Raw genomic sequence first — 16299 nt, 5'->3', positions numbered from 1 at the left:
GTTTTAATAGTTAAAAAGTCTAGAAGATACCCAATGTTTTTCATCTTTTCAAATCTTCTTTTCTGCTTCTACAAGCAAGTTATTAGCTTGCTCAAACGCACCAATAGAAAAGAGTTAAAATACTAGTCTTTTGCATTTTAAGCAAATAAAATTAATATAAAGTATAAAAAATTGATTTTAAAAGATTTACACCAAATACAATATAAATGTTTTTTTTTAGTCAAAAATTAGAAGTTGTCAATATATAAAATTACTTTTGTGCTTTATTTATTTTAAATTTTTAATGATGAACAACGGAACAGTTAAATTCTTCAATGAATCAAAAGGATACGGATTTATTACTCCAGATGACGGAGGAAAAGACGTATTTGTACACGTAAATGGACTAATCGACGATATTCGCGAAGGAGATAAAGTAAATTACGAGACTGAAGAAGGTAGAAAAGGGCTAAATGCTGTAGAAGTAAAATTAGCTTAAGTATTACTTTTTTTAGTAATCTATTTGGAAAAGCCTATCATTCGTGGTAGGCTTTTCTTATTTTATAAATGTAAACAGTCACCGCATTCATTTAATAATCATCTCCTTTGTCGTTTTTTGGTTGGATATTTGCTTAACTCTTCTTGTCATATTCCATTTTGTTTAAGAGGATTATTTTACTCCATTAATATCCACCACTATGATTCGTTATTTTTTTGTAGCACTCATAATTCTTGTTATCAACCATCACGCACATGCTTGCTCTTGTGATTGCTTTCAGACGGATGTTCCTGTAGAAGAGATTGAGGGATTGGTTATCAAGAAGAAAAGTGATTTTATTAGTTCTGTCATTTTTGAAGGCGTATTAAAACAATCCAAAACCCAAGCAGAACAACTTCAACTTACTTTTTCTGTCCAGTATTATTACAAAGGGCAACAAGCAACCACAGAAATCGACATTCTAACCTCAAGGGGAGATTGTGGTTTTAGAGCACCAATTGGTGATACTTGTCTAATTTTTGGCTACGAATTCAATGGAGAACTACATACTTATTCCTCTCAATGTTCAAGAAGTGTTGGGCAAACTAATCAGCAGGAAAAATATACCCGATACAAACGTTTCATGGAAATTATTACAAAGAAACCAGATGGAACCTATCAATTTTCTCCTCTAAAAGAAGATCCTTATGTTTGCAAAACATCAAAAAGTCAGATTACTCATCCAGTAAGTTTGATATTTAATATCAAAGAAAATAAACTAGATGGCGAATGGGTTTTGTATAATTTTGATGGAGCTATTATAGAAAAAGGTCAGTATAAACAGGGCATTCGTACAGGTGAATGGATGTTGGGCAGCAGAAAGATACGCTTTGCAACTCCCAAGCCCGACTAAATATCTCCTTAAATTTGTTCTAACATAGTGCTAGGTACCCACCCTATCAAATGATTGGGTAGTTCTATATGCGTCCAACTATCTTGTACCTCTAATATAGATACCTTTACTCCTTCAAAAACCAATTCTATTTCTTCGCTAGACAAGTCTGGCTCTTGGCGCAGACCTATTTGTTCATTAACAACAATAGCAGCGTTGGAGCTTGTCTCTAATTCCTTTTGTTGGAAGCCCCAAATCAATGGAAAAAAACTAGAGCAAAAGAAAAGAATAGCGATTCCTTTAAATAAGGATTGATGTTGCCATTGCCAAACAACAACAGCTGTTACTCCCATAAAAATTAAACACAAAAACAAAACAGCCCAACCTGTAGAACTAAATGTCCCTACAATAGAATGCCACCACTGCACAAAAAATAAGGCTTCGGGTGCCTTATAAGTATCTTCTATCCGTTGTTGTGCTGCTTGCAAGTTATGTTTCGCATCGGTATGTTCTGGAGCCAACTTTAATGCTCGTTCAAACTGTACAATAGCAAAGCCAAGCTGTTTGTTATTATAATAAGCCAAGCCCAAATTATTATACAAAGCAGGAGAAACCATATCTGTTTCTAATATTTGTTCGTATAGTTTTATTGCTTCTTTGTACTGACCATTCTCCTGTGCCTGAACAGCTTTGGCAAAATCAGTAGCTGTTGAATCGTTGGCTAAAGCCCATTCTGTTACCAATACAAACAGCAGCACAACTTTCCACAACAAGGAACTCTTTTTCATCTCTAATTGGTATTTTAGCTCATTAATTGAATTAAATCCGTACTTTCTTGATACACCTTTTCCATGGATTCGTGATTCGTCAAGCCTGCAAAAAGTGCCATTTCTGAAGTTTGCAAAATACTTACCAATGAATCAATTTTTTCATCCGCAATATCTTGAGCGGCTAGTTTTTGTCGCACGTTATCTTTTGTCAATTCAACTGTTGGTATATGATACTTATCGCTTACAAAGCCCAACAACGCTTTAGAAATTTCATTAAAAAACAGTTTAGAATCATCGAGATCCAAAGCATTTTTAGCTGCTTGCAAGCGAATAGAAGCTTCTGAACCTGCATTTCTCTGTTTCCGTTCCTTGTCTGAAATATTATTCAAATCATCATATTTTTTCTTCCATTGTAAAAAAGCAATGAGCGCTATAAATGGAAAAATTGCCAGTCCCCAAAACAATACAGACCCTAAAAAAACTCCCTTCTTTTCTCTTGAAAATTGAGCTGTTTTTAAAGGCGCTTTAAAACTCATTAAGTCCATTGATTCTGTTTCTTTTATTACGAGTGGCTGGTCACCAGCTGCATCCCGTTCTGCTTTGGTAGGCAAGTTACTTTTGCCTGGCACTACCTCAATAGTAATTGAAGTATCAATGGTTACAAACTTTTTTTCTTTAGAATCAAAATAAACAAACTTTGGATTTGCGGTAAAGGTTCCTGTTGCTTTTGGAGTCAATACATATTGAAATTCCTTGACACCTCCTAACAATCCCCCACCTTCTCGTATATCTTCGTTGATATTAGGTTTAAATTGATCAAAGTACTTTTTATCAACCCCAATATTAGGAGCCAAAACCTGCTTAATATCCCCTTGTCCACGTACACGAAGGGTCAACTCTAATACATCATCAGAAGTGATTTTATTCTTAGACACATGCGCTTGCATTCTATAATTCCCTACGGCACCAGAGAACCCCGAAGCTGCTCCTCCTAGTTCACTTACATTTAACTCTACTGGCAAACTTTTAATGGTATAGGATTCTATTGCAAAAGGATTAAAAAGGCCTCCCCCCTGATTCGATGCTATTCCTATATTCAGAATAGCTGGTTCTACAACGATTGTTCCTGGCTTGGAGGGAAACACAACAATTCTTCGAATAATCTGTGTATAATATTGATCTCCTTCCACAACAACAATCTCTGGGCGATCCGCAAAACTTCTAAGATAATGAGAATACATATTTTCAAATGTAGGCTCTTTTACCATCTCTGTTTGCTCTATTCCCACCTGCGTATAAATTCGTATATCAACCGTCACTTGCTCTCCAACTACAGCATCTGTATTGCTCAACTCTGTTCGTAGAAACACTTTGCCTGCCAAGTCTGAATTGTCTTCTGTGCTTGGTCTATCTACTACCTTTACAGTCAGTGGCTTGCTTTTTAACGTTTTTCCTTTATTAGTAATTACTTTAGCTGCACCAATTTTGTACGTTCCTGGTTTATTAGCAACCACATAATAACTATACGATTCATTGGTAGAACTTCGACCATTAACATAAGAAAACGATTGCCCAATATTGGGGCCTTGCGCTTCCAAGCCATTAAAACTTGGTGGGTCTATTTTTTTAACTTTTGCATTTTTTAATTGAAAAGTCACTTCAAAAGGGTTCCCAACCAGCACCTCTCTTGCATTACAAATAGCTTCAAAGCTAACTTGTTGCCCCCAACTCCATGAAAAAGACAGTGTCGTAAGCAAAAATAAAAGTATGTTGGATAATTTCGTCGCCTTCAAATCTAGTTTAGTGCTTTAATTCTCTTGTTGAATAGTGTATCTAATATTATAATCATTGTTTGACTTCGCTATTTTTTATTTGCTCTAATCAATAGATCAGCTCATTTAATTAGACAAACGACAAGTCTCAGAAACTCAAACAAAACTTCATTAAGAACCTTATATTTTGTAAACCTTTTCTTTCTTTTTAGGCTTTTCTTTTGGAGCAGGCTGTGGATAATACTCTGGCGGCAATGTTTTAAACATGTCGTCAAAACTTTTTAACATCTCATCCATTCCTTGTCTAGGATTTCTTCTTCCTTGATTAAAAAAAGGATCATTAAAGAAAGGATTATTTCCAAATGGGTCTTGAAAAGCATTATTGAGTGGGTTGTTGCGATGAGGGTGTTCGATCTTCTCAACAACAACAACAGCAATATCCTCGGATAACAACATACCTGTTTCTGTCTCAATAGTAGTAGCTGGAATAATAAAAACACCTAAATCCATTGGCTTTAGGATGTAAGTATACGACATGGATTGTGTCATATCTCCATTAATAATAGACATTGATTGACTCGTCATTGGTCCAGCAAGTAATTGAAAGCCTTCTAACGCTGGAGGCTCAAAAGAGGCAATTGCCTTTGCATTTTTTAAAGTAAATTTCAATTCAAATTGCTCCTCTAAAGCAATGGTATCGTAAGCTACTTCCACAAAAAAAGAACTGCTCTTTTCTTCTTGAGCAACACATGAAAACCCCGTTAGTAATCCCAACAGGATTAAAAATAGTTGATTGTTCATAGTTTTCTAGTTTTGATAATGTCTAAAAATTTAGGTCTTTTTTCAATTCTAATTTTAAGCAAAAAATAAGCTCAAACAGAAAAAAAAGACCTGCTTAACAAGGTTTTAACGGACGATTACCACCTGCAAGCAAGTAAAGATACGACTGATTTGGATGAGATACAAGCTAAAAACATAAGAATTTGACACAAGACTACCCTCCTGCTACCAAGCTTTCTCTGGTTTCTTGGTTTTAGAACGTTTGCGTTTCATCAATTTCTCTTGTACTTTTTTATCGTCCTGCTCAATAATTTCTAGCAAACGATCAACTTCATCCTTAGACATCTCTTGAGGTTCTAAATCAGCTGGATTTTTTTGATTTTCATTATCAATTGGCTGATTCTCCTTAGGTTTTTCAGATGGTTTATCCTGCTGATTTTCCTGTTTATCTTGTTGATTTTTTTGGTCTTTCTGATCTTGATTTTTTTGATCTTGGTTTTGCTCCTTATTTTGCTGTTGTTGTTGCTGTTGTTGTTGCTGTTGACGTAATAACTTATAAGCAGTTGCTAAATTATTCTTTGCATCATAATCTTGGGCATTGTTTCGCAAAGCATTTTTGTAAGAATCAATTGCTTCCTTTAAATGTTTTTGTCCTTTTTCATCCAACATAGCAGGTCCCTGTCCTTGTTGTTGCATACTACGTTTAGCTTGCGCCAAACGCGTATTTCCAAAATTATAAAATGCCTGTGCTTTTTCTTTATTTCCTTCGGCTGCCTCTATTGCATTTTGGTAATAAGTCGCTGCCTCATCGTACTTTTGGCGCTTATATAAGCTATTTCCCAAATTAAAATTGCCTTTCAAAGAACTACTATTGCGCTCTAAGGCTTTTTCAAACTTTTTAGTCGCTGTTTCAAAATCTCCTTTTTCATAAGCAATAGTACCATCAAGTAAAGCACTATGTTCGGTTTGTGCCATTATTAGATGGCTCAAAAATAATATCAAAAATATACTCCAATATTTCATAGTAATGGTTTTAGTTTTGAAGTTGTTTAAAACAATTTGAACTGTTTCCCATACAATTTTGACTTTTCTAACTCTAGTAACAAACGTTTTGCTTCCAAACCATATGCAAATCCTGTTAAGCTTCCATCTGTCCCTATTACACGATGACAAGGTGCTATAATCGCAAAAGGATTATTGCCTACACAACGCCCCACAGCACGAACAGCATTTTTAGTACTTACTTTTTCGGCTATCTTCAGATATGTTGTTGTCCTTCCGTACGGTATATTCAGCAATTCTGTCCAGACTTTTTGTTGAAATAATGTTCCTTGCTCCAACTTTAAATCAACCGTGAATCGTTCTAACCCTTTGTTAAAATACGCATCTAGTTCATCCACACAAAGTCTCATATAGTCAGGCAGTTGTCCTGCAAAGTCCCTTGACGTTTCATCAACAACTATGGACATTATTTTGTTCATACTTCCTGTAATTACCAAACGACCTATAGGGGAATTGTAATAAGTTTTCATATGATTATCTAGTAGTCCGTTTAAAAATCATGTTAAATTGAGGTGCTACGCAGCGCAACTACCTCTGTTTGCCGAGTAAGCTTGTACTAGTAACACAAAAACGCGATTCAAAAGCGTAGCGGACGATTAGTTATCATAACCTTTCGTACGTTAACAGAATTATTCATTAACAACTTGTCCTATCTTTTAGCGATTACCTTAATCAATCATTAAAAAGATTAACAACCGCATTTTGTTGATTTACTTAGGAGGAATTCCTGGTTGTCCGTTATTAAAATATCGTTTGAGCAAAATCGGCGAAAAATTACTAACATATTTGCTAATCAGCATAATCATAGCATGTGCTTCCTCTACATCCAAACCTTCTGCAACCCTCGTTCCTTTTAGGACTACTTTTTCTCCATGAACTGAAAAAGCAATACCACATAGTTGCAAATTAATTTGTAACAACTCTCGAAAAAGAACCGTTTGTGATTCATCAGGAATTTCCATAACAGGGGCAACAACCTGTAGATAAGCTACTTTTTCTATTGGGTCGTTCCAAACATCAATCCAAATAGTATATTCTCCTCGATGTAGTGTCCATTCTCCCTCTTGTTCTCCTCTAAATCTAGTTGGGTCTAAGCCAATTTTTTCAATAGCTTGTTCAACTATACCGTAGTATTTTTTTAAATTTAACATCCGTAAATTTAGTATGCTTTTAATTTTGTAGTTCTTACATTATATTTAACTCTTTGTGTTACCACAAAAAACCTCAATAGGTGTAAAAACAGTGTTCAATGGTTCGCTAAAAAGTCATGTTACATGAACTATCAAATTCATAATTCGTTTAGTAAATAAGTGGATCCCCAAACGTATCAATAAAGATTCGTACCAATCAATCCCATGTTACACCATACCTTGTTAGAGATGAGTATAAATAGTCATGGAGTAATTATACTGAACTGCTCTTACATGAGCTCATCGAAATATCAAAAAATTAACGAACTATAAATCGTTTACTACTCAAAATTATGAAAAGAATTGCAGATTTATGTATATCAATACACTAATGTTTTCTTAAAGCGACAAATACTAGTTTTATTCAGATTAAATCATCTACTTGCTCAATAAAAACACTATGCTTCAATCTCTCCGATCTATCCTATTTAGTTGGCAAATTTTACTTAGGTTATTAGTTGCCTTTGCAATTCCCTCTTTTTTCTTCTCTGGTATTATGACAGCAGCTGCCGACAACATTAATAGTTTTTTGGGAGGAACAAAAACGAAAGCACGAATTGGCTTGGTTGGCAAGAGCTATGTTCCCAATGATTTATTACAAAAATTTGAGACAACAGCAACGCTAACTGATTTGCAGCAAGAAGAAGAACTGTTGGAACTTTTGGATAAAGATAGCTTGGATATTGGCGTTTTATTTCCCAACAATTTTGCCAATGACACCAATCGTCAAAAAAAAATCAAGGTCTATTATAATGCCGTACAACACGGTGAAGAAGCTCATACAGCCTTAGATATTTTAGAAAATTACGAACAAAAACTGGTGCTTAACAAAGTAGAAGCAATGGGATTAGCTCCCGAAATTGTCAACCCCATTGTCATTCAAAAAACCAATACGTTTAATGCCTTTATTACCATTGGAAAAATCATGGATAATATCAGAGGCATTGTTTCCAATGTGCTTAACTTCTTATTCATTCTTCTTGTAATCTGGCTAACTAGAATATTGGTTCTAAGAGCTTATTATAGAGCGCCTAAAAATTTTCTCACCAACCTAATTCTTATTTTCTTAGTAACTTTGCTAGGTATGGGCTTAGCATTTGTTGGTTTTCAAGCTGGTTTAGATGCCGAGCAAGTAGGCATGGTTCGTAGCATTATACTAAGTATTGAACAACTTTTAGTTTGGAACAAATTAAGCAGTATGCTCTTGTTGTGGTGTCCTACTTGGTTATTTATTATAGGAATATTTGGCTGTATTGCTGCCTTTAGCAACTCTATGGTTGCTGCTTATACCCGTACGTTTTGGGCTACTATTGTTATTCATGCTATTGCCTTATACGGGTTGGTTCCTATTCAAGAAATGAATGCAATAGATCCTTTTTTACCCATTTTAAATGTTTTTAGAGTTGGGCAATTGGCCATGAAAGGCACCTTGGATACAGGAAGTTGGACCATTGCTATGGTGGTATCTAGTATTGCTGCGGTAGTTTTATTGCTACTTTGGAGAATGTTGTATCAAAAATCGGATGAAAATGATCTATAGGGGTGACTACTACTAAGTTTCTTTTTACAATTGGTCGCTATTCTTATCTTAACCGAAATTATATTTAAGCATAGTAGTTAGCTACCCTGCTACTGCGTGGTTTAGCCCAATAGTTTTAGCTTTTGTCGCCTATTCTGGTTTCCTCTATACCTTTTAATACTACCCTTATAACACGCCGCAATAAAAACGCCCATCTCTAATCCAACAAAAAAAAAGAGCCTGCTAAAAAGCAAGCTCTTCATTCTATTGGTAGATTAAATTCTATTTATTGTGACAATGAGAAGCGGATCGTCAAACCACCTTTCAAACTAGTAATAGGGAAAGACGTTGATACAGCTGGTATCGTTTGCGTATAATCAAAGAACAGACGGAATGTCAAGCGATTATTTGGAATCCATTCCAACGATGGTGAAATACGAATCGTTTGCATTCCTCGCGTAGCAACCGATTGATCTTGATCTAAGATATGATTGACCGTTTTGTCATCACGGAAAGAAACATCACATTTCAAGTTCAACTCATCTTTAGCAATGGTTTTTCCAAAATCAAAATTGAAATCCATTTCACCCAACTTGATTTTTTCTTTTTCCTTTTCTTTCTTTTTCTTATTCTTAAAGAACTCAATTGGTTTAAAGTTTTTGAATTTCCATCCAAAACCAACCGTTACATCAGTTGTATTTTGTTCACTCAATTGATAGTCAATAAAACTCATAGACAAATTTCTACTTGTTTTATATTGGAAATTTAAAGACAAATCATTTTTGAAACGCATGTCTACCCCAATCAAAGGATTGAATGATTCAGAAATCACCAAATTAGGGATTTCAAAGCTAGAATAATAGTTTTGACTATTAACATCTTTTCCATTGGTACCTGTTGGTGCCAACGTAGACGCAAAATCCAAATCCGTAACAAATTGATTGACTGTTAAGGTTGATTTGTAGCCATGAGTTAAGCTAAAACTAGAGAAAATTTTATCTAAGCCAGGCATTTTTGACAAGCCATTATAGGTCAATTTCCAGTTTGGCAGAGGCATCGTATTACGGATATCTCCTAACTCTATATTATTAGCATCGCGCCCCGTATAAGCCGCCAAGAAAGCAGGAATCAAAACATCTTGTTGATAACGACCATATCCTTCTGTAAAGCCAGGATTGGTTTCTGTGTCATCATGCGTTCCTGTCCCTTTGCGTTGAGAAATAATAATTCGATTGCTCTCAAAGGTTTCAAAGTTGACCGAAGAGTTCGTTCCTTTGGTTCCCTCCTTATCAAAGAAAGTAGCTAAAGGCAAGTAGGTCATTTTTACAGTACCACTCAACATACCATTCAAATGAGAAAATTCGTCATTGCTAAACTGATCTTCTACCTTGAACAACTCTTGATAGTTCTCTGTAATCGTCTTATCCAAATCAACATCAATTTTCAATCCTTGAATGGGTTCCAAAGTGACTTTTGCTGAATAAGTTTGAGTATGCGTTTGTATCAAAGGTTGATTTTGATAAATACTTGTTGAAATCCAGCCACTCTCTGCGGCTTTGTCCAACCAAGTACGATCTGGCTGCCACCCCGCAATAAAGTCCCATCCTGGTCGTGGACCTGGGTTGGTATTCGTTCCCGTATAGTCTTGACCAACATATTTGGAGGTTCCCATAAAACCAGGAAGCACTGTCGTAAAGTTTTCATTGTAAGTCACCCTCGCTCGTTGCAACAACATTAATGGACGAATTAGAGCACGCTCTGCGCCACTAGGTTGCCTTTTTTCTCTAATTTTCTTGACTTCTTCTCGCCAAGCCTTGCGTTCCATTTTTCGTTTTTCCTTTTCCTCTGCACGCTTCTCAGGATCTTCAATCTCTCTTAGAGGTGGATATTTTTTCTTTTCAGGTAATTTAATTTTTTCTGGTTTCTTCTCTTTGCCTTTACCACCAGCAGAAGGACGTTTTGGAGTTCCTATCTTTTTCAGATAATTCCACTTGTCATACAATTTCTTAAATTGGAAATCTCCTGTAACTTGACGTTTTTGAGAGTTTTGAATAACATTTCCTAAGCTATCCAAACCCAAGGTGGCAGCAGTCCAACTGTAGGTTGCTGAATACTGCCCTTTAACAGTTACCCAGTCGAGTGCAGGTATATATTTTAGAGGTAACGTATAGCTAGCACTGACATTATGTTGGTAGTTCTTAGTTCGACCAAAACGTTTGATATTGTTCCACAAAACATCCCTTTCTACTTGCTCATCAATTCTACCTTCTGGTTCATCAATAATTGCGTTATTCGTAGCCGTGTAATTCAAACGCAAGGACTTAAAGATATTCCATTGCAAATTATAAGCTCTATCCCAAATAAACTTCTTATCGTAATAAGTACTAGTAGTTGCATCTGTAAATCGATACGTTGTTTCCCCAAAATTACGCTTCAATTCATTTCTAAAGCCAATGGCATTAGGCAATGGATTAATGTTAATTTCTCGAATGAGTCCCAACCATTTTACAGCATTTTTATTTTTTATTTTATTAATCGCCTTTTTAAATGGATAAATCGGTTTAACTCCAGGAGAGTAATTATAATCCAAAACTCCTCTATGCTCCGTCCGTTCTTCTCGTTCAATTATTGGTGAGCGGAAAATATTACTCGATTGTGCATACGTAAAGGAGAAATTAGAAATATCTGTTGGTAATGGGACAAATTTAGACGTTCTTCCCTTTCGAACATTTGTAAAGTTAAAACTAGAAATCGTTCGTATGGTTCTCGCTGCTTGTCGAATAGAATCTCGTCTTCTCAAATCAGAAATAGAAGCCAAACGTTGTTCTAAAGGAACATCCAGTTGATATGGATCAAACTCTGGCGTACTAATCTCTTGAGAATACTGCGCATAAAAAGGAATGCTTAATTTCCATTTTTCAGGAAAGAACTTGTCCAATTTCAAAGAACCTGAAATATCGTATTGTATCAACTCCTCACGACTACGCTCTCCGACACTTTGGTCGATATTTCCAAAACCAATGGATTGGTAACTTCCCGATGCCGTCAATTGTCCAAAATCGGCTAGTTGAACATCCAATCTCGCCAAACCAGCAAATCCACCTCGCTCGTCAAAACCAGTCAAACGCAACTCATTAATCCAAATCTCTGCACAACGTGCCAAACCATCGTCTTTGCGGTTGCGTACCCCAACCATTACCCCTTTTACTTGCCCAAGTGTTGGGTTACCTTTTACTCTAATAATATTATTTCCATCAAATGACTCATACAAATCACTCAAGGCAATTCCTTTCACTTCTCTATCGACTTTTACTTGACGTAGTAATTCGAGTGGGAAATCAAATTGATTTTCTTCCAACCAAATATTTTGATCGTCTTTGATTCCTCCACTTTCGTCTGACATTGTCAAAGGAATTTCATACTCATAGTAGTTATTTTCAAAATCACTTCCTATTCGCATAAACATGGTCATGTCTCCAGGATCATTTTCTTGCTCTCCTCTCAAATTTTCTGCATGAACATACATTTTTAAACGTTCATAAACCCGCATATCCAAGTCTACGATTTTATAAATTCCTCTAGCATCTCCATCTTCTAGGTTACAAACTCTCAACGCTTGCGATTGTTCATTTTGTTGTGCATTGGTAACAGAACCAATCACTTGTTCACGAGATACACCAGGAGGCAACACATAATTAAATGGAATTTTAGAACCATTTTCTTCAATATTTACTGCAAATACATCAAATGTTGTGTTACTTGGATCTTCTGGAGGAATAATCAAACCTGGCAAGGTCAAATCTCTGATATAACGTCTCCATTGATTGCGAATCAAATCTAGACGAGCCATACGCAATGTCGTTTTCTCTTCAAACCCTGTCATATACATTCTCATAAATCGAATGGCACGGAAATCAGAAATTCCTCCGACACGACTGGTAAATTTATCCACAGGGATTTTCAACTGATACCAATATACTGTCTCTGGTCCATTAGGGCCATCATAGTTCATACGAACAGAATCAATGGTATACTGAGTAAATGCCATTTCATCACCATTTTCTCTGCGAATTGGAATATGATAACGATAGTACGACTCTTGCTCGTTTAACGTATTATCTTTGTTTAAATCCTCTGTATCTGGAATGTTGGTAGAAGTTGAAATAGCCTGATTATTGGTACTCTGATCATTAGAAGAGTTACCCTGTGGGTTGTTATATTTAATATAACGATACAAAGTTGGGTCTTCTAAGTTTCCTGAAGGAATGTTGGCAGGATCATCATAAAAGGCATCTCTATAAAAACGGAAGTTATCTCCTGCTGGGTCATCTTGAATGCCTTGGAAAATACCTGGTGCAACAATTCGTTGCATGGCACTTAGATAAGAAGCATAATGCTGACGTTCTCCTTCATCATCAAAGCCATCCAAACCAATATCTTGTTGGTCTCTAATAGCAGGATCATTGTCAAAAGCACGTGTCACAGCTTGTGTTCTTGGAATTCTTGACCAGACAGTTTCATCTGTACTAGTATTAGAATTGGCGGCTGGTATCCCATTCTCAAAGAACAATCGAGAATCTTTTAAGATATCTTCCGAAACATCTCCCAACTCAATATACAAGTCTCCACCATTACCACCATAACCTTCTTTAAAAGGACTCATGACCCACATTTCGACAAACTCAATATTAGAAGCCTCAAAATCAGTATTTGTCAAACTACGCATAACACCTCCCCAACGATCAGCAGGGTTGGTAAATTCTCCTGTAGCTGGATCTATGTTTGTCGTATCAAAGTTATAAGGTCCACGTTCCTTCGGTCTATAAGACAAATCAAATGTACGTAGTCCAGTATAGGTTAAACCTGTATTTTGAACATTTTGAAAAACCTCTTGTTGTTGAATTTCGCGTGTATAAATACTCTTAGAACCAGAGGTAAAATTTAAAGCAGGTTCCAAGTTATACCATGCTATTCTTGCTCTGTTTTTATTGTATTCCAAATCATTTGACAAACTTGCTTCTGGGAACAAAGGATTAGAAAGGTCACTTCTTGGCGTACTTGCCAACACCCAATTTAAACTTGGAATAGACAAATTAAAATTGCTCGTTGATCCCTCAAAATCATCAATAAAAACAACTCCTCCTTCGTCATTAGCTTGATTGATAATATCTGGAGAACCAGGAATTAAATGTGCAAATTCTGCTGAAAACGAAATATTTGACATTGCCTTGGTGCTAATCAATGGTATTTTATCTATCAAACGAGTTAACCAAGGTGCTTCGCTGCTATATTGTACGTCAAACCCATAAATACTATTCGAAATAGGGTCATCCCCATAATTTACCTTCTGTGTAAAGGGGCGTTCGTTTAAGTGCAAAAAGGTAGCTCCAATATTCAGATCTTTATTAACAAAGTAATCAAACCTTGCTCCAAAAAAGCCTTGTTGATTAAACCCAAAGGTAGCATTGTCCTCAAAAGCAACTCGAACTGGCTGTCCAGAATTCAAATAAGCCTCATTCAAAATTTTAATTCTTCCCAAATTATAATCAATCGTATAATCCGTACCTTCTGTCAATGTACGTCCACCTGCTGTTACCACTACCGACCCTTTCGGAATATTAAATCCTCCCAAGGAAATTTCAGAAGAAACACTAGACTTGTAACGACCTCGTATAATGTATCGATTAAACTCTGGAAATTCTCTTGCTCTTGTAATTGTAGAATCGTAGAGCTGGTTGTATAGATATTTTTGAGAAATAGGATGTAAACTTGCAGGATCACCAGGTGTTCGATAAAACTCTCCAGCCAACGAACTTCCAAAAGGCTCTAAAACTGGAAAAATGACACGTCCGTTTCTAGGCAAAATCGTTGTCCCTGGGATATAGTCAAACTGTCCATCAGGAATAGGGTCTCTTGCTCTGTTCAGATTATCTAAGTTCAACATCGTAATCAAGGGCTTTCCTTCTGGTGGTCCCTCTGGCAAAAATCGCTTCTCTCCTCCTCCTGGGTCTTGATAAAAGACATCCAGCATAAAGTCTTCTTGATTAATTTGATAGGCTCCTAAGGAATAAATGTTTTTCATCATTAAGTCCCAAATTGGCAAATCAACTCTTGTTCTAACTCCCTTTAATAATTTTAAATGCATTACATTCAAAGTGTCAGCATTCAAAGGCAAATCTTGTGCAAACTCCCCCACTTGGTATATCTGACCATTATAAGTATATTGATAAGCCACTGCGACTACATCTGTTGGCTTGATCGACACATTGACAGATACGAACCCAAGTTTAGGATCATAGGTAAACTCTGAGGGCGACAATTTACGGGCTCTGATTTTCACAAAGTCTTCTGCATCACTCATATTAAACGGGGCACCTTGTAAAGCACTAATAGATGTTTGAAGCCCACGAGCGTTCCCCGAAGGAGTCCCATTTTCACTAGCCAACAACTCTTTATATAAATCATTGGCATCATTATCTGGTAGACGATTGTTTCTTAAATCAATCCCTTGTTCAGATGCGGTCGAAGGATTGTATTGGTTGCCACTAACCATTTTGCTAGGATCCGTTTCTCCCAAATCTGCATAAGCCACGACATCTCGAACGCCTTCGGTTACATTTCGATCATTGGTTACCCATACTTCTATTTTGGTAATATTAAACAGCGTATTGATCTGAGGTAGCGTCGTTAAATTCTCTTCGTAAGTAGCACGGTTGTAATGAGAAAGGAAGAAATGTCGATTTTCATCATAATTATCTGCTGTTACCTCAAAATCTTGCAATTGAGAACCACCTTTGATTTGAATTTCTTTTCGTTTGGTTTGACTTTGAGAAGCAACCAAAGACATTTTTAAACGACCAAATTGCAAATCTGTGCGAAAGCCAAATAAATTTTGGCGCCCCTGTATAAGAGAAGAACGCAATGGAAAACTAACGTTACCTGCTTCTATTTTTTTGATAATGTCATCTTCTGAACATTCTGTATCACTCAAATATTCTACTTTAATTTGGCGATCAAAATCAAAGGTAGCTTGTGTGTTATAGTTAAAAGACAGCTTTAGTTTTTGCCCAATCTTACCGACCACACTCAGCTGAATATTCATATCAAAATCAAAACCACCTTGTTGTTGCTGTTGTTCAGTCAAGATAGGATTTGCGATTCTTTGATAATCAAAACCAAATGTCAAACCTATATTACCTTGAGGTCGAACATCAATTGTTGAACCACAAAACAGACGCTCAACCAAGCTATTGCTAATTCGATCTTGATAAGGCGCAACAGGATCACCTCCAACTTTTCCTACTTTATTCATTTGAGATAACTCCTTAAAATAGGCTTTGTCCTCCTGTTCTGCCCTCCACTTAAAGTATTCATCGGGAGTTAAGTACATTGGAGATCGATAGTAAGATCCGTTGATCGTTTCAGTAATGATATACAGATTACTTTCTGCATCATACTCTACATTTTTTTCGATTACTTTGGGGTCCTTTAAATCAAACGGATTTTGTTTGTTCGATACATCTACCTCTGGTCTATCCTGTATTGGAGGCAAGGTGTCTGGCATAAAAAAGGTTGGCGAAGCCCAAAAATCTTCCTCTAAATAATTGAGAGTGTTATAGTCTGTACTCCATCCTGCTACTGTATAGGTACATACTACCCAAAAGCACAAATTCAGTGTCTTGAAATTCATAAAAAACTGCTTGGTTATTAAGACGAACGGTCTTTTGTAGACTCGCCTCATCTAGGTCCATTTTTAGGGCATTGGTAATGCTCTGAAAAAGAGTGGACTTTAACAAAATGACTCCAAAAATATTTAATTTTCGCTGATTCTCTTATTTCTAAGACAAAGATTTTCTA

The 16299-nt window shown here is 36.2% G+C and carries 10 protein-coding genes; 3 read left to right on the top strand and 7 right to left on the bottom strand.

Annotated features, from left to right (window positions below; translation table 11 throughout):
* Positions 1-286 precede the first annotated feature (286 nt).
* Both QP953_RS01910 and QP953_RS01905 read left to right on the top strand, forming a co-directional pair.
* The gene (locus QP953_RS01910; RefSeq protein WP_052598101.1) at positions 287-478 is read left to right on the top strand and encodes a cold-shock protein; all 192 of its coding nucleotides are present in this window, start codon (positions 287-289) and stop codon (positions 476-478) included.
* Positions 479-677: 199 nt separating this feature from the next.
* On the top strand, positions 678-1370 hold the full coding sequence (locus QP953_RS01905; RefSeq protein WP_309553785.1) for a hypothetical protein: 693 nt from the start codon (positions 678-680) through the stop codon (positions 1368-1370).
* Positions 1371-1378: 8 nt separating this feature from the next.
* Here QP953_RS01905 and QP953_RS01900 read toward each other — a convergent pair whose 3' ends face one another.
* The 6 genes from QP953_RS01900 to QP953_RS01875 form a co-directional block, all read right to left on the bottom strand.
* Entirely contained in the window at positions 1379-2137 is a 759-nt protein-coding gene (locus tag QP953_RS01900; protein WP_309553784.1) for a tetratricopeptide repeat protein, read from the bottom strand.
* Between the two features lie 14 nt (positions 2138-2151).
* Positions 2152-3876, bottom strand: a complete 1725-nt coding sequence (locus tag QP953_RS01895) for a BatD family protein (protein ID WP_309553783.1) — start codon at positions 3874-3876, stop codon at positions 2152-2154.
* Positions 3877-4071: 195 nt separating this feature from the next.
* Positions 4072-4692 carry a BatD family protein gene (locus tag QP953_RS01890; RefSeq protein WP_052598097.1) on the bottom strand — a complete coding sequence of 207 codons (621 nt, stop codon included), beginning with the start codon at positions 4690-4692 and terminating at the stop codon, positions 4072-4074.
* A 204-nt stretch (positions 4693-4896) separates the two neighbouring features.
* A complete protein-coding gene (locus QP953_RS01885) occupies positions 4897-5694 on the bottom strand; it encodes a tetratricopeptide repeat protein (RefSeq protein ID WP_309553782.1) in 798 nt (265 codons plus the stop codon).
* Positions 5695-5720: 26 nt separating this feature from the next.
* The gene (locus QP953_RS01880; RefSeq protein WP_309553781.1) at positions 5721-6203 is read right to left on the bottom strand and encodes a methylated-DNA--[protein]-cysteine S-methyltransferase; all 483 of its coding nucleotides are present in this window, start codon (positions 6201-6203) and stop codon (positions 5721-5723) included.
* 240 nt (positions 6204-6443) lie between these two features.
* Positions 6444-6884 (bottom strand): YbjN domain-containing protein, encoded by a 441-nt coding sequence (locus QP953_RS01875; protein WP_052598094.1) that lies wholly within the window; start codon positions 6882-6884, stop codon positions 6444-6446.
* A gap of 439 nt (positions 6885-7323) precedes the next feature.
* Between QP953_RS01875 and QP953_RS01870 the strand changes: the two genes are divergently transcribed.
* Positions 7324-8463: a hypothetical protein gene (locus tag QP953_RS01870; protein WP_309553780.1), complete on the top strand. Its 1140-nt coding sequence runs from the start codon at positions 7324-7326 to the stop codon at positions 8461-8463.
* Positions 8464-8728: 265 nt separating this feature from the next.
* Here the strand turns inward: QP953_RS01870 and sprA are convergent, their stop codons facing one another.
* Entirely contained in the window at positions 8729-16132 is a 7404-nt protein-coding gene (gene sprA / locus QP953_RS01865; protein WP_052598092.1) for a cell surface protein SprA, read from the bottom strand.
* Between the last annotated feature and the right edge of the window lie 167 nt (positions 16133-16299).

The sequence above is a fragment of the Aureispira sp. CCB-E genome, from assembly GCF_031326345.1.
Classification (GTDB): domain Bacteria; phylum Bacteroidota; class Bacteroidia; order Chitinophagales; family Saprospiraceae; genus Aureispira.
This window is presented reverse-complemented; position numbering and strand designations above follow the sequence as displayed.

Bases quoted from the DNA above. Each gene is read 5' to 3' on its own strand.
- QP953_RS01910 (WP_052598101.1), top strand. From the start codon at position 287: ATGAACAACGGAACAGTTAAATTCTTCAATGAATCAAAAGGATACGGA.
- QP953_RS01905 (WP_309553785.1), top strand. From the start codon at position 678: ATGATTCGTTATTTTTTTGTAGCACTCATAATTCTTGTTATCAACCAT.
- QP953_RS01900 (WP_309553784.1), bottom strand. From the start codon at position 2,137: ATGAAAAAGAGTTCCTTGTTGTGGAAAGTTGTGCTGCTGTTTGTATTG.
- QP953_RS01890 (WP_052598097.1), bottom strand. From the start codon at position 4,692: ATGAACAATCAACTATTTTTAATCCTGTTGGGATTACTAACGGGGTTT.
- QP953_RS01885 (WP_309553782.1), bottom strand. From the start codon at position 5,694: ATGAAATATTGGAGTATATTTTTGATATTATTTTTGAGCCATCTAATA.
- QP953_RS01880 (WP_309553781.1), bottom strand. From the start codon at position 6,203: ATGAAAACTTATTACAATTCCCCTATAGGTCGTTTGGTAATTACAGGA.
- QP953_RS01875 (WP_052598094.1), bottom strand. From the start codon at position 6,884: ATGTTAAATTTAAAAAAATACTACGGTATAGTTGAACAAGCTATTGAA.
- QP953_RS01870 (WP_309553780.1), top strand. From the start codon at position 7,324: ATGCTTCAATCTCTCCGATCTATCCTATTTAGTTGGCAAATTTTACTT.
- sprA (WP_052598092.1), bottom strand. From the start codon at position 16,132: ATGAATTTCAAGACACTGAATTTGTGCTTTTGGGTAGTATGTACCTAT.